We start from the raw sequence: 14,680 nt of genomic DNA on the forward strand, positions 1-14,680 counted from the left end.
AAAATTAGTGCTTTGTCTATCGTGGCATCATCAACCTGTACAAGATTACCGCCCCGCGTGGAAAACCCTACAGCCATATTCTTGATCGCGGCACGTTACCAAGTTCCGATACGCGTAGAATGAGCGCCGAACTTATTCGAGAACTCCTCAATCGTCCTTCCTTCTTTGAAGCGTCACAACGTGAGGCAGTTAATAAATGTGTTCCGTCTTTGTTCCTGTTGGTGTAAATACCATAAAGAATTTGTGACCGGCACGCGTTTCGCGTCGCCGAATGGGCAAGGCCTCGCGTTTGAGAAAAAGAGTTGTCAAAATGATGAACACTGCAATGCGCTATGCGTCCGGTACTGACGGTGCAGAGTGCAAGTTTAGTAGCTCCGTTTTGGCAGGGGAGGATTGCCTTCACGTGGGTCATCGAAACATGGCGCTGCCCCTCTTGGCCAAAAAATGGGGAGCTCATGTTTTAGGTAGCTTCCTGCTTTTGAGAGCCCCTTCGGGGCAATCCTGAGAAATGGGCGGCTCTCTTATTATTGCAGAAAAACCGTCACAGGCACGCAATCTACGTGAAGCGCTGGGAAACCGCTATGGCAAGGTATTATCTGCAAGTGGACATATATTTAGACTAGCGGAACCTGCTGAGGTCAACGCAGCTTGGAAAAAATGGTCTTATGAGGTGTTACGCCCTGAAGCTGGATTTTACCCACTGCGCCCGGATAACAGCCATGGCAAAGATAAGTTGATTGCAGAAATAAAGGCGGCCTTAAAGGAAGCTGACCGGGTGATTATTGCAACCGACTGTGACCGTGAAGGTCAGGCCATCGGTGAAAACATCCTGCGCTACTTCAAATTCAAGGGTGAGGTCCTGCGGGCGATGTTTTCTGCGGAAGATCCCGTCTCACTGCGACAGTCTTTTGAGGCTTTGAAACCCAATGAACACTATAGGCCACTTTACGCTGCTGCTATGGCGCGCGCGCAAAGTGACCAGATTGCCAACCTGACGGCGACACGGGCGGTTACGATCGCCTTAAAGCCTCATGGGATGAAGGGGGCGATCGGCATCGGCAGAGTCAAAACCCCAACCATGGGGATTGTTTGTGCACGAGAGCGCGAAATTCAAGGTTTTGAGGCAAGACCCTATTTTGATCTTTGGGTTGATGTCAGTGACGGCCAAGATGTCTTGCGGCTCAAGCATTTCCCGGCTCACGAGGCACGGGTTTTTGATGGGGATTTGGCGCAAAAGATCACGGCATCTTTTGATCCTTGGAAAGGCCCGCTGAAGGTTACTTTTGAGAAAAAGAAGCAACCACCACCGCGCCTGATGGATCTACCGCTATTGCAGCAGCGCGCAGCACGCTGGGGTTGGTCTGCACAAAAGACGCTTAATGTGGCTCAGAGCCTATATGAAACCCACAAGATCACGACATATCCCAGAGCAGAGACAAAGTATTTGCCAGAAGTCGAAAAGCAAAATGCGCAAGCGATGCTGGACGGTTTGCGTGATCTTCCCTTTGTCAAAGTTGCCTACGCAACACCAACCTATCGCATGGGAAAACGGGGCTGCTTCTCAGACGAAGGCCTAGCTGGTGCGTCGCACCACGCAATCATACCCAACTTTAAAACCCGCGATAAATGGGCTCGTGTTCTCAGCGCTTTATCCGCTGATGAACGCCGTCTTTTTGAACTGATTGCACTGAGCTATACCGCTGCCATTGGGCCGGATCGACTTTATGATCGCACTGAAATCTCCTCAATGGCTGGGCAGCGCAAGTTCGCCGCGAGTGGTATCGTCGAGCAGCAGCCCGGCTGGCGAGAAGCTCTCGGTGCTGATCCGGATGCAAGTAAGAAAAGCAGTGCCGAAATAGCAGCTGTCCTCCCACCATGGAAGGATCGCCAGGTGGTCGATGCCGTAAAATCTGGCGTTGACAAAAAGACAACCAAACCGCCAGCTCGTTTCAATGAAGGCACCTTGATAAAAGCAATGCAGGAAGCTTGGAAATATGCCCATGACCCCAAGACAGCAGAGCGCCTTAAAGGTGCCGCCGGGATCGGGACGCCAGCGACGCGCGCCTCGATTCTAGAGGGGTTAAAAACCCAGAACCTGTTTGAGGTCATTGATAAGCATCTCGCTCCAAGCACCCCTGCAATGGCAATTTATGACGTTCTCCTCAAAGAAGCGCCGGAAATTCTTGATCCAGCAGCGACGGCTGAAATGGAGCTGGCCCTTGATGGTATTCTGAAGGGCGAGCAGAATCCGCGCACCGTGGTTGATACCATTGTTGCCCGCGCCGCCGCGTTGGCGGCGAAGATGGAACAGCGCGGCCAGTCAGGCACTAAGCTCGATATTGATTTTACCGCCAAACCCAGCCCCAAGATGCTTCAAGCCGCGCGCTCCAAAGCGAAGCGAACGGGGGTGCGTCTGCCAAAACGTGCTACCACTGATCGAACCGTTTGTTCTGAGTTCTTAGGCCCACAATTGGAAGGAAACAGTCCAAGTGCCGCCCAACTTTCTTTTGCGCGCAAAATTGCTAGTGACGCAAATATCGATCTGCCAGAAGCCATCCTTGGGGATCGCGCAGCACTTTCTGCCTTTATCAAAAAGAACAAAAGCAAGCCGTCAAAGGGGGGGAGTGAAAAATGATGGTCGGGCCAGTTGAGCATCCGCGGCACCGGACAGTGACTGCACTAAGATCAAGTCAGCCTTCTTTGTCATTTTCGGCCCAAAGCCGCTGCTCGCCGGACATGACGTATGCTGCGATGCGGCCAGTCGAACCGGTCATTGGTGAGGAGCGCAGCAATTCACTCGTTGCAATGACATCAGTGGGGGCAAACCTGCCTCAGGAAACTCGCTCGACTATACTATCTGCGACATTGGAGGCGCGAAAGAGAAGTGCCACAAACAGACGCTCGTCTAAATCAAGAACTTGTTCAACGATCATGATGTGTTCTCCGAGTTGTAGGGGTTGCCATGTTCAGGATAGGCATTGTGGTTGCTGAACAACAGCACTTCCATCTGGTCGATTTTCCACCAAATATCGGTTGGTGTTTTGTGGTGTTGAAGCTCCAGGTAATCGCGTAACCCGTTAACGACACCCGCAACATCGCGATGCAACCAATAATGCTCACTCATTGCAGCTGAATAGTCAAATACAGCTTGCCAAAATCTATTGAATTTGGTGACTGAAAAATGGGGCTTGCCTAAGCAGTCATCGAGTTCGCCATAGGCATCCATGACACGATCAACCAAAGCCTTGAGCTTTGCTTCTTCCAGTTCATCTTCTCGAGGCATTGATGTTCCCTTTTCTCTTGCTGTAAACAACAATTTCGAGGAGCATACTGTTTTAGTGATCAAGTATCTATTGGTGCACAAAATAGGGCGGAACACCATGGCATTACCTGTGAAGCTACGTGCAGTTGTTGATCAAATCGAAATGACCGGCGACGAAATGACTGCCTATATCAATCGCAAGACCGGCGATCTCATTACTCTTACTGATGAAGACCTCTCCTATGCTGAAGATGGTGACAACGACCGCCTTATTCCGGATTGGCAGAGGGAAACAGTCGATCAGGTTAAGCAAGTGCTGGCAAACGACGAATATATTGCGTTGCCAGACAGCTTCGAGATCCATGAATACAAGATCATGGAACACTTTTGCTACACGATTGAGGATGAGCGAGTACAGAACATCCTGCTACAGGCGATCAGCGGCAAGGGCGCGTTCCGCCATTTCAAGAATAAGGTATATGAGGAAGGGATTAACAAGAACTGGCGTCGGTTCCGGGATAGTGCTTTTAAGCAGATCGCAGTGGGTTTTTTGGAAAACCAAGGAATAGCTTTCACAGACTAATAATAGCAAAGCTGGGTGGGGATGATGGCCAATATTAAATTCGGCAATACATGGTGGGGAAGCATGTGGCTGGATGCGCTGATTGATACCGACTACTCCAACCGGTTACCGCGTGGCAAGCGTTACGCCCGCAATGGTTCTGTCAAAAGTGTTAAGATATCTGGCGTGACGGTTTCGGCGGATGTCCAGGGCTCGCGATCACGACCTTACAAGGTGAGGATTTCGCTACCAAAATTCACCATGAAGGACAAAAAAGCCATTGTCGATGCGGTGATTGACAATCCGCTTATCCTCTCACAACTATTAGCACGCCGGCTGTCACCTGCCTTGTATGAGGTATTTGAAGACAAAAATATTCCACTGTTTCCCGATAAATGGGACGATATTTCCGCCAATTGCTCATGCCCAGACTGGGCTTCGTGCTGCAAGCATATCGCAGCGGTGATCTATCTGATCGCCAATGAGGTCGACAAAAACCCGTTCCTTTTGTTCGAATTGCATGATTTTGGAATTTTTACGGAACTAGCCCAAAGGGGTTTTTCTATCGAGGAGCATTCGAGCGTTACCATTGCTTCATCCAAGCAACTGATGTTGAAAAGGATACCACCAAAAACACAACCTCTGAGCCGGAAGAAACGCGATGAACTGCTTGATAATGTCGATTTTTCAACAATTCCGTTAGTGCGCGATGAACTGTTATTGCTGCTTGGGGACCAGCCACTTTTCTATCCTTACAAGCCCTTTAAACCCATTTTGGAAAAGGCGCTAAGGAGCTTTTCCCTACAAGCAAAAAGAGAAATGCGTGATTTCAGGGCGGGGCTGGGTGATGAGAATGCAACCGGGGTTTTCACCGGTGCGGAGATATTGATTTCAAACGATCTTAATTTGACCGGTCTTGAGGTCATCGGTACTGAGGAAAGCTACTCTGTCGGTAATGGTTGTGATAATTTCGATCTACTTGAAATGCTATTCACCATCCCCCGCAAGCAAATTCATTCACACCACCACCGCGTCATCTCACTCTCGCTGCTGGTTCATTTCGCCCTCAAACTGCTTGAACAAGGGGCCGTACTGCCAGAGATTTTGAGTGTTCCCAAAGGCCATCGCATACGTTGGGTGCCAGCGCTTATCAGCCCACAGGTGGCGCTGATTTTTGATTGTATATGCGCTTTGTCACCCGATGATTTGGTGACAAAGCCAAATTTTGACAAAGTGGAGCAGGTCAAAACCGTGCTTTCTGAAATATTGAGCAACTATGTAAAGAAGTTTGCGCTCTCACTTTCAGGCGTTCCCAGCGATGAGATAACCACAGTGTTCTTTGATGGCCATGTGATGACAAAACCGCAAAAATTCGAGCAACAAGAAGTAGCAGAAAATATCGCCTTGTGGTTATCGAGCTTTCATATTGCAGGCAAAAACTATGTGCCAAGGCTTATCCCTTTTAGTCCGGTTGCCCCACATGTTGACGCGGCGCAGAATCTTGCCCTTGTGGCTTTAGAGGCGGATCGGATCAGTTTGTAACGTCTGGTGGGTTTATAGGGCGTGGCTTTTGCCGTGAACGAGGCCCTTCAGGCGCGCTGTTCAACAAAATCACGATATGTCGCTGGCCCGAGACCAACACCGATCCCCAGCAGCGTGTCGAAGGCGCTTCGCATGTGTCGCCGTCGGTTCCAGCGGAACACGAATTCGTCGAGATAGCGTTGTAGATGGCACTTTCTGAGGCCGTGGAAGACGCCTTTTGCCCACGTTTTTAGGTTGGAGAACACGCGGTGGACCCAGTGGAGTATGTCGTGTGCCTTCTTGCCGCTGACGACCTTTGCCTCATGCGTGTTTGCAGGAGGATTTTCGTAACCGAGCCAGCCATCCGTGATGATGTGAGCGCCAGGCTCTACAGCCTGACCAATGAACCCGTGCAGCGTCTTTGACGCGCCGTCGGGAATGTGTTTCATCCTGATACGGCGCGGATGTCCGTCACTTGATAACTCGACGGCACAGACGACAAACATCTTTCCGACGGGGCTGCGCCCACCCTTTGGCCGGTTCTCGGGATCATGCCGGGACCGGAACGGCATCTCTGTTTCATCGATTTCGACAAGGTCTTTCAGGGGGTTGCGGTCAGGGTTGACCATCGACCGCCGCAGCTTTTGCAAGAGGAGGTCGCCGAGAAGCGCCATCGGTCCGAGCGACGATGGCGACCCGTCTTGTAGCTGCCAAGGCCAAGTTGCGCCTGAAGTTGCAGCGCTGACATGCCGTTGGAATGGCTGGTGATGATGTGCGCGGCAAGAAACCAAATTCGCAACGGCAAATGGCTGCTGTGCATTACCGTGCCAGCCGTCACGGATGTCTGCCGTGCGCAACCGGCACATTCCCAAGTCGCGCGATTTCGCTTTAACGGCCAGCCCTTGCAGGTGCCACAGGAAGGACAGACGAAGCCCTCAGGCCAACGATGTTCCACCAGATAATGCGAACACGCTTCCTCATCAGAAAACCTGGCGTCGAACGCGGGGCGGGACATGGGTTTGTCGTTTTTCCATCTGGCTGGCATGGGAAGAACAATACCAGAACATTCTAGATTGGCAAGCCGCTTCGCACTACATCAGGTGCCGCCGGAGCAAAGGGGATAAGCCTTCTATGTGCCTTTGGTCAAGGTCGATGAAATCGAAAGCGGTTTTTCCATGGAGATTATGGTCGAAAACCGTGCGGAAGACCTCAAAGCACCGGTACGGTTAAAAAATGTCCTCACCCTAAAAAAGTACGCCGCCGCCAAATATGACATACTAAAAGATGTCACTTTGCTGGCCGACTATTTCCCCGAAATCTCCGATTTTCTCGCTTCCGGCGGTGAGAAAAACCCCAAATTTACACCTGCAGGTTTTGAAGAGGTGTTGTTTCGCCATCTACCAACCTTAAAACTGCTCAATATTCCCATCCTGCTACCCAAAGGGCTCAACTATCTGGTTCGTCCGCATATGAGCGCCAGAGTGAGCAAATCAGCCAGTGAGAGCACAAAAACCTATCTGTCACTTGACGATATGCTGTCGTTTCAATGGCACATAGCACTGGGCGATAAGATGATGTCACGAGAGGAATTTGAAAAACTGGTGCACGGGCTATCGGGTATCGTCAAAATCAAGGACCAGTACGTCTATATCGACCAGAGGGAGATCGCCAAAATCCTCAAAAATCTTGAGAGCGAGCCGAGCCTTTCTTCAAACGAAGCGTTCAAGGCGGTGCTGTCCGGGGAATACAAAGGCAAGACACTGGAGCTTGATGATGAGATCAAGGCAATGATCAAGCAGATGATGAATGCTGACATGCTGCCCGTGCCCGATGGCTTGCAGGCCACCTTGCGCGACTATCAACATCGCGGCTTTGAATGGCTGTCGCGTAATGCCCGGCTTGGTTTTGGCTCGCTGATCGCCGACGACATGGGACTTGGCAAGACCATCCAGATCATCGCGCTGTTGTTGCAGATGCTTGAAGAAGGCCGCCTAGACAAAATACCTGCGCTGGTTGTTGTGCCGACCGCATTGCTTACCAACTGGCGGCGTGAGGTCGATAAATTTGCTCCCAACTTGCAAGTTCACACCTATCACGGTATGGACCGCAAGTTTGAACTCAAGGGCGTGCATGTTTTTTTAACCACCTATGGTCTCTTGCGACGCGACAGCGAGAAATTTGCCAAATTCAAATGGGCAGCGGCGATAATCGACGAGGCGCAGGCGATAAAAAACCACGGCACCGCCCAGACCAAGGCGGTGAAGGAGATCAATTCCAACCTTCGCATCGCCATGACCGGCACCCCGGTCGAAAACAGACTGACCGAATATTGGAGCATTTTCGATTTTTTGAATAAGGGCTACCTGAAAGGTGTTAAGGCGTTCAAAGATGAGTTCGCCATGCCTATTGAGGTCGACCGCAACCAGCAGCAATTGGCATTGTTTCGCAAGATTACTGCCCCCTTTATTCTGCGGCGCATGAAAACCGACAAGTCTATCATCCAGGATCTGCCTGACAAAATCGAGATCGACCAATATTGCCAGCTTGAGCGGGAGCAGGCAGCACTTTACCAGACCACCATGAACCAGATCATGGAAAAGATCGAAGAGGCTGATAATATAGAGCGCCGTGGGCTAGTATTGAAATTGATCACGGCTCTAAAGCAAATCTGCAATCACCCCTCGCATTTCCTCAAGCACAAGACATTGGATGCTGAAAAATCCGGCAAAACGGCGATGCTTATGGAGCTGATTGACAATATAGCCGCCAATGAAGAAAAGCTACTGATTTTTACCCAATACACCCAGATGGGAAATTTGCTTCAAAAACTGATAACGGAGAAATTTGGACTTGAGCCCTTGTTTTTGCATGGTGGGTTGACGCGACAAAGCCGCGATGAGATCGTCGATGACTTCCAGACCAAACCTTATGTAAAAACCTTGATATTGTCACTCAAAGCAGGCGGCACTGGGCTCAATTTGACGGCGGCGCAAAATGTCGTGCATTTTGATCTGTGGTGGAACCCGGCTGTCGAGGCGCAGGCCACTGACCGCGCTTACCGCATTGGTCAGACCAGCAATGTCATGGTCCACCGCCTGATCACCCGAGGTACATTTGAGGAGAAAATCAACACTATGCTCAAAGACAAGCGTGAATTGGCCGACATGGCAATATCAAAGGGCGAAAAATGGATCGGCGAGTACACCAACAAAGACTTGCGCGAAATTTTTTCTTTAGAGTGAAATATGTGGATTACTGCATAAATTGGCTTGATATCTGAAAGTCAGCAATATGATATTGCCGCTTTAGATCAAAAATCTCCGTGCATTTTGCCCGTCGCCATCCCAATAATGGCCAGCCTGCGTGAGGCAGCAACGGGCTCGAATCTGGCTTGCGAAAATGCAGAGAATTACCCCGTTTCGAGGTCGGCTTCCAACGTCACGGACCGGCTGTCTCGCACTTGCAGCGAATGTCAGCAATCCGCCCTTGGTGTCGAATGACACAAACGGCCCATAGCTACTGGCGCAGGTGGAACAAACGCGTATTGACGCAATTATCGTTTCTCACCGCTACAGCGCAATAAATCGTGCATATGCTTCATCGCCAAGTAAGGTTTTTAACTGGCGATTTTCCACGTTTTACTTTCCACAAACGGGATTAAAGCCACCGGCTTCCAGCCGGTCCGCTTTAGCGTAATGTACTATAATCTTCCCTCTCATTTTTAAGACCCCGCAAAGCAGTAAGGGTCTTAAAAATGAGAGGGAAGATTATGATCTATTCCACAGGAAGCCATACCAAATTTTATCACCGATTTCACGTCGTCTGGACAACAAAATACCGATACAAAGTTATGCGCGGTGAGATGCGTGAGCGTATCCGTGAAATCATTATCCAAACATGCCAAGAACTTGGCGTGCATATTGAGAAGGGCGTATTGTCGACCGATCACGTCCACATGTTCATATCGGTCCCGCCTCAGATAGCATTGTCAAAGGTGATGATGCGGATCAAGGGACGCTCGTCTTATAAGATACAGCGCGAGTTTCCCGAACTGCGCAAACGGTACTGGGGCCAGCGGTTTTGGGCTCGCGGATTTTTCTCAACAACCAGCGGCAATGTCACTGACGCTGTCATACTTCAGTATCTTGAATTACATTCAAAAAGGGAACCTACCGGCGTCAGCCGGTAGTCGTTCAGTTTCCACAAACGGGATTAAAGCCACCGGCTTCCAGCCGGTCCGCTTTAGCGTAATTTACTTTCCACAAACGGGATTAAAGCCACCGGCTTCCAGCCGGTCCGCTTTAGCGTAATGTACTATAATCTTCCCTCTCATTTTTAAGACCCCGCGAAGCAGTAAGGGTCTTAAAAATGAGAGGGAAGATTATGATCTATTCCACAGGAAGCCATACCAAATTTTATCACCGGTTTCACGTCGTCTGGACAACAAAATACCGATACAAAGTTATGCGCGGTGAGATGCGTGAGCGTATCCGTGAAATCATTATCCAAACATGCCAAGAACTTGGCGTGCATATTGAGAAGGGCGTATTGTCGACCGATCACGTCCACATCTTAGGCTCAAGTTTCAAATGCAACACTCAGAGCCCTTTGGGCATAGGATGTTGTGATGGACATACGAAGCAAGCACCTCAGCAGCGAGGACCGTGGCGTGATATTAGCCGAGCATAATAGGGGCAGCAGTCAGCGGTTGATCGGCCAGCTTTTGCATCGCCCGGCGAGCACGATCTGCCGTGAGCTGGCGCGAGGTCGGCAGGAAGACGGCAGCTATTGCCCGCAAGCGGCGCGGCAGGCCTATGATGCCCGGCGTGCGCGCTGCCGCCGCGAGCGCAAGCTTGTGGAGGGGAGCGATCTTTATCGTTTCGTTCATGGCAAGCTCGTACATCTGCACTGGTCGCCTGAGCAGATTGCGCAGAGACTGCGTCTCATGAAGCCTGATGATCCATCCGCCCATGTGAGCCATGAGACCATCTATGCCGCGATTTACGCGCAGCCACGTGGTGGGCTGAAGGCGGCGATGATCGAGGCGTTGCGTCAAGCGAAGCCTAAGCGTGGGCTCAAGCGCAGGACAGCGGCGGGCAGTGCTATGGTCCCGGAATCATTGCGCATTATCAACCGCCCTGAAGAGATCGAAGCGCGACTGGTACCAGGCCATTGGGAGGGCGACCTCATCAAGGGCGCATTCAATCGCTCGTCAGTGGGGACCTTGGTCGAGCGCAAGACACGCTTTGTCATTCTTTGCAAAATGGACGGCAATGGGGCCGAGGCCGCGCTCGACAGCTTCACCCGCCAGATGAGACGACTACCCGCTGCTTTGCGCAAGAGCATGACCTACGACCGCGGCTCCGAAATGGCCTGCCACCCCGAACTCGCCAGACGGTTGAAGATCGATATCTGGTTCTGCGATCCGCATGCGCCTTGGCAGCGTGGCAGCAACGAGAACACCAACGGACTGCTGCGTCAGTACATGCCCAAAGGAACTGACCTGAACGGTGCAAGCCAAACATGGCTCAACGACGTTGCAAACCTGATGAACAACCGTCCGAGAAAAACTCTCGGTTGGAGAACACCCGCTGAAGCCATGGCCGACGAAATCGCGGCCTTCAAATCAACCGTTGCACTTGATGTTTGAATCCAAGCATGTTCATATCGGTCCCGCCTCAGATAGCATTGTCAAAGGTGATGATGCGGATCAAGGGACGCTCGTCTTATAAGATACAGCGCGAGTTTCCCGAACTGCGCAAACGGTACTGGGGCCAGCGGTTTTGGGCTCGCGGATTTTTCTCAACAACTAGCGGCAATGTCACTGACGCTGTCATACTTCAGTATCTTGAATTACATTCAAAAAGGGAACCTACCGGCGTCAGCCGGTAGTCGTTCAGTATAATCTTCCCTCTCATTTTTAAGACCCCGCGAAGCGGTAAGGGTCTTAAAAATGAGAGGGAAGATTATGATCTATTCCACAGGAAGCCATACCAAATTTTATCACCGATTTCACGTCGTCTGGACAACAAAATACCGATACAAAGTTATGCGCGGTGAAATGCGTGAGCGTATCTGTGAAATAATTATCCAATTATGCCAAGAACTTGGCGTGCATATTGAGACGGGCGTATTGTCGACCGATCACGTCCACATGTTCATATCGGTCCCGCCTCAGATAGCTTTGTCAAAGGTGATGATGCGGATCAAGGGACGCTCGTCTTATAAGATACAGCGCGAGTTTCCCGAACTGCGCAAACGGTACTGGGGCCAGCGGTTTTGGGCTCGCGGATTTTTCTCAACAACTAGCGGCAATGTCACTGACGCTGTCATACTTCAGTATCTTGAATTACATTCAAAAAGGGAACCTACCGGCGTCAGCCGGTAGTCGTTCAGTTACGTCTAAGCCTGTCTAACGCACTGTTCAGTTTTAAAATGCGCTTTTCATCAGCTGTCATGCGGCTTGCCATCAATTACTCCGAGTTTTTAATACTGTAGCCGGTTTTGGAAATGCACCCGAGTACAAAAGTAACTGTTAACATACACAATGTGGGTCCGCGAAGCGACCGTGCTTCAGGTCACTTCCGGCCCCTTGCTGCCGTTCACCCGACTCCGGTCATGCTGCGGTGCTGACCGTCAGAGCGGCCATTCACTGTGAGCGCAAGATCAATCACTGGCGGATACACGAAATTCTGACTACGCAGCCTTGAGTTGTACGACCGCCAAGCAAGGCTTCGCGGTAACCAAGGCCTTGTACTGTTAAAGGCTGCAGAGAGAGTTATTGTCAAATCTGGTGTTTGAGTATTGTTGGTCATGCGGTGATCTGGTCGGGGTTTGTGGTTTCGATTCCGTCTTTGAACGTGACGCCTGTGATGACTTTTGCGAGGTAGTCAAAGCCGCGTAGCTTCCTCCAATTTTGCTCAGCACATTGCCCCAGTTTGAACATCATGTGCAGCATGCCATCGCGTGACAGGCAGCCCTTTGAACGCTTGGTACGATGCCGGATCGTCGCGAAGGCCGATTCAATTGGATTGCTAGTGCGGATGCTTTGCCAATGCTGCGCCGGGAAGTCGAAGAATGCCATGAGTTCCTCACGATCTTTTTGCAGGCATAGTGTGGCCTTGGGGTATTTGGGTTCGTAGGTTTTGATGAACAGATCGAACGCCTTTTCTGCATCGACTTTGGTCTCGGCCTGCCAGATGTCGTGCAGCGCGGCCTTGGCTTTTGGCTGAGACAGCTTGGGTAAACAATTGAGCACGTTCATCGTTTTGTGTTGCCAACAGCGTTGATGGCGGGTCTCAGGATAGACTTCGTCCATGGCCGCCCAAAACCCCATGGCACCGTCCCCGATGGTCAGTTTGGGCGCATTCATGCCTCAGCTTTTGAGGTTAAGCAGAACCTCGCGCCAGCTCTGCGTGGACTCGCGCACCCCATCCTCAATTGCCAGAAATCGCTTCTTGCCACGGGCAGTTACCCCAATAATAACAAGGGCACAGAGCTTGTCATCCTCGCCCCGAAGGCCGCTGTGAACGCCGTCGGCCCAGATATAGACGATGGGCTCGTCATCTAACTCAGCGCCTTTCCAAGCCTCGTATTCATTGGCCCAATCGCGTTTTAAACGCGAAACCGTATTAGCCGACAAGCCAACGGCATCTGGGCCCAGAAGAACCTTGAGGGCGGGAGCCATCTCGCCGCTGGAGATCCCTTTGAGGTAAAGCCATGGCAAGGCCGCTTCCAGCGTCTTCGTGCGGCGCACATAGGGCGGCACCAGGGCAGACCGGAATGTCACCGGTGTGCCGTCCTTGGACCGAACCTTTGGAATGCGCACGCTCACAGGGCCAATGCCCGTTTGAAACGGGCGGGCCGGATGATGTCCATTACGCACGACTGCCGCGTGACCGGCATCGGTGCGTAAGCCGGTAAATTGCGCCAAATAACTGACAAGCTCAGCCTCAACTGCTGTCGCGATCAATTGTTGTGCTCCCGTTTTCAGCAACTCCGTCAACGCGTCCGTCATCTCGTCTCGACGCGCAAAATCAACAATGTTAGTAGTTCCCATGGTGGTGTATCTCCTTTGGTTGGGCTGCTGTCTTCCAACAACAATTCAACCAGATACGCCGCCAACCTTCAAACCACTCAAACACCAGATTCAGTCATAGCTCCTGCAGAGAAAGTAAACTCTCTTCGTAATTGCCGACATCTCGAACTAACCCATAGTTGCCCTTGCGGGTCCTCCCAGTTAATTGTTCCCGTAAACCAATATAGGGGGCTCAGCTTATGCAAAGCAGGCTGCTTGGACGCGACGGACCAATGATCCACCCGATTGGATTCGGTGCTATGTCATTCTCTGATTTTTATGGGGTGACTGACGAGCTCGAAAGCCACGTGATTTTGGACATGGCATTGGAAGCCGGCGTCACCCATATCGACACTTCCAACGTCTACGGAATGGGCCAATCTGAAACTGTCATCGGCAGCTATCTGAAGGCCAACCCGCAAGCGCGCGACCACTTTTCCATCGCGACCAAGGGCGGAATCACTCGGAACCCAAACGGTCCAGGCAATATCTTCAACAATTCTCCTGAACATTTGCAAACCGAGCTCAACAATAGCTTGAAACGTTTGGGTGTTGAGGCTGTTGATCTTTATTACCTGCATCGCCGCGACGCAAATGTTCCTATCGAAGAGGTAACCGAGACGCTTGCCGCACTCGTCAAATCCGGCAAAGCCAAAGCGATCGGTTTCTCCGAGATCGCACCTACCACGCTGCGCCGCGCCCATGCAGTACATCCAGTGGCTGCTGTGCAGTCCGAATACTCGCTTTCCACCCGGTCCCCCGAATTGGGTCTGTTGCAAACCTGCGCCGAACTTGGCGTTGCCGTGGTCGCTTTCTCGCCCGTAGGTCGCTCAATGCTGACCGATGCTCCAATTAGCATCGAGGCCGTGCAAGACCTCCCCTTCCTCAAAAACAATCCTCGCTTCATGACGCCCAATTACGACGCCAACCTCGCCGCCACAGCCTCGTTCCGGGCGCTGGCGGCTGACATGGGGCTATCGGCTGCTGGGTTGGCTATCGCATGGGTCCTTGCGCAGGGTGATCACGTCATCCCCATTCCGGGCACGCGTTCTGTTGCGCATTTCGCCGAACTATTACAAGCCGCCAATTGCGTTTTGACGCCTGACGACCTTCAAGCGATTGAAGCCACTCTACCGATCGGCTGGGCTCATGGTGACCGCTATTCTGTTTCCCAATGGATAGGGCCAGAGAAATATTGCTGAGTTCAAGTAACGGATCGCAGCATTTGCGTTCAGACTGCTGGTATTGAGCTAACTGC

Annotated in this window: 9 protein-coding genes and 4 pseudogenes; 10 read left to right on the plus strand and 3 right to left on the minus strand. The window is 51.4% G+C overall.

The window, feature by feature from the left end; all coding sequences use genetic code 11:
• Positions 1 to 508: 508 nt before the first annotated feature.
• Positions 509 to 2,635, plus strand: coding sequence for a DNA topoisomerase (locus OA238_RS24885; protein WP_015497327.1), 2,127 nt, complete (start codon positions 509 to 511; stop codon positions 2,633 to 2,635).
• Between the two features lie 294 nt (positions 2,636 to 2,929).
• On the opposite strand, the gene OA238_RS24890 is transcribed toward OA238_RS24885, so the two are convergent.
• Positions 2,930 to 3,283: a hypothetical protein gene (locus OA238_RS24890; protein ID WP_015497328.1), complete on the minus strand. Its 354-nt coding sequence runs from the start codon at positions 3,281 to 3,283 to the stop codon at positions 2,930 to 2,932.
• Positions 3,284 to 3,380: 97 nt separating this feature from the next.
• On the opposite strand from OA238_RS24890, the gene OA238_RS24895 reads away from it, so the two are divergent.
• Together OA238_RS24895 and OA238_RS32185 are read left to right on the plus strand one after the other, a co-directional pair.
• Positions 3,381 to 3,845 carry a UPF0158 family protein gene (locus tag OA238_RS24895; RefSeq protein ID WP_015497329.1) on the plus strand — a complete coding sequence of 155 codons (465 nt, stop codon included), beginning with the start codon at positions 3,381 to 3,383 and terminating at the stop codon, positions 3,843 to 3,845.
• A gap of 21 nt (positions 3,846 to 3,866) precedes the next feature.
• Positions 3,867 to 5,366 carry an SWIM zinc finger family protein gene (locus tag OA238_RS32185; RefSeq protein WP_044037584.1) on the plus strand — a complete coding sequence of 500 codons (1,500 nt, stop codon included), beginning with the start codon at positions 3,867 to 3,869 and terminating at the stop codon, positions 5,364 to 5,366.
• A 47-nt stretch (positions 5,367 to 5,413) separates the two neighbouring features.
• Here OA238_RS32185 and OA238_RS24905 read toward each other — a convergent pair.
• Positions 5,414 to 6,390 (minus strand): annotated as a pseudogene (locus OA238_RS24905) (IS1595 family transposase).
• Between the two features lie 94 nt (positions 6,391 to 6,484).
• Here OA238_RS24905 and OA238_RS24910 point away from each other — a divergent pair.
• From OA238_RS24910 to tnpA (OA238_RS24925), 6 genes and pseudogenes are all read left to right on the plus strand, one after another.
• A complete protein-coding gene (locus OA238_RS24910; protein WP_051076592.1) occupies positions 6,485 to 8,587 on the plus strand; it encodes a DEAD/DEAH box helicase in 2,103 nt (700 codons plus the stop codon).
• A gap of 527 nt (positions 8,588 to 9,114) precedes the next feature.
• Positions 9,115 to 9,534 carry an IS200/IS605 family transposase gene (gene tnpA / locus OA238_RS24915; protein WP_015494130.1) on the plus strand — a complete coding sequence of 140 codons (420 nt, stop codon included), beginning with the start codon at positions 9,115 to 9,117 and terminating at the stop codon, positions 9,532 to 9,534.
• A 194-nt stretch (positions 9,535 to 9,728) separates the two neighbouring features.
• Positions 9,729 to 9,917: pseudogene (gene tnpA / locus OA238_RS33140) on the plus strand (IS200/IS605 family transposase); the annotation flags it as partial.
• 55 nt (positions 9,918 to 9,972) lie between these two features.
• A complete protein-coding gene (locus OA238_RS24920; protein ID WP_015494757.1) occupies positions 9,973 to 10,995 on the plus strand; it encodes an IS30 family transposase in 1,023 nt (340 codons plus the stop codon).
• 8 nt (positions 10,996 to 11,003) lie between these two features.
• Positions 11,004 to 11,237: pseudogene (gene tnpA / locus OA238_RS30905) on the plus strand (IS200/IS605 family transposase); the annotation flags it as partial.
• 76 nt (positions 11,238 to 11,313) lie between these two features.
• A complete protein-coding gene (tnpA, locus tag OA238_RS24925; RefSeq protein WP_015497332.1) occupies positions 11,314 to 11,733 on the plus strand; it encodes an IS200/IS605 family transposase in 420 nt (139 codons plus the stop codon).
• A gap of 423 nt (positions 11,734 to 12,156) precedes the next feature.
• Here tnpA (OA238_RS24925) and OA238_RS30910 read toward each other — a convergent pair.
• Positions 12,157 to 13,404 (minus strand): annotated as a pseudogene (locus OA238_RS30910) (IS256-like element ISOan6 family transposase).
• A 218-nt stretch (positions 13,405 to 13,622) separates the two neighbouring features.
• Here OA238_RS30910 and OA238_RS24940 point away from each other — a divergent pair.
• Positions 13,623 to 14,624, plus strand: coding sequence for an aldo/keto reductase (locus OA238_RS24940; protein WP_015497333.1), 1,002 nt, complete (start codon positions 13,623 to 13,625; stop codon positions 14,622 to 14,624).
• Positions 14,625 to 14,680 lie beyond the last annotated feature (56 nt).

The organism is Octadecabacter arcticus 238 (assembly GCF_000155735.2).
Taxonomy (GTDB): domain Bacteria; phylum Pseudomonadota; class Alphaproteobacteria; order Rhodobacterales; family Rhodobacteraceae; genus Octadecabacter; species Octadecabacter arcticus.

Excerpts from the sequence above, each read along its gene's own strand:
- tnpA (WP_015494130.1), top strand. The coding sequence starts at position 9,115 with ATGATCTATTCCACAGGAAGCCATACCAAATTTTATCACCGATTTCAC.
- tnpA (WP_015497332.1), top strand. The coding sequence starts at position 11,314 with ATGATCTATTCCACAGGAAGCCATACCAAATTTTATCACCGATTTCAC.
- OA238_RS24920 (WP_015494757.1), top strand. The coding sequence starts at position 9,973 with ATGGACATACGAAGCAAGCACCTCAGCAGCGAGGACCGTGGCGTGATA.
- OA238_RS24940 (WP_015497333.1), top strand. The coding sequence starts at position 13,623 with ATGCAAAGCAGGCTGCTTGGACGCGACGGACCAATGATCCACCCGATT.
- OA238_RS24890 (WP_015497328.1), bottom strand. The coding sequence starts at position 3,283 with ATGCCTCGAGAAGATGAACTGGAAGAAGCAAAGCTCAAGGCTTTGGTT.
- OA238_RS24885 (WP_015497327.1), top strand. The coding sequence starts at position 509 with ATGGGCGGCTCTCTTATTATTGCAGAAAAACCGTCACAGGCACGCAAT.
- OA238_RS24895 (WP_015497329.1), top strand. The coding sequence starts at position 3,381 with ATGGCATTACCTGTGAAGCTACGTGCAGTTGTTGATCAAATCGAAATG.
- OA238_RS32185 (WP_044037584.1), top strand. The coding sequence starts at position 3,867 with ATGATGGCCAATATTAAATTCGGCAATACATGGTGGGGAAGCATGTGG.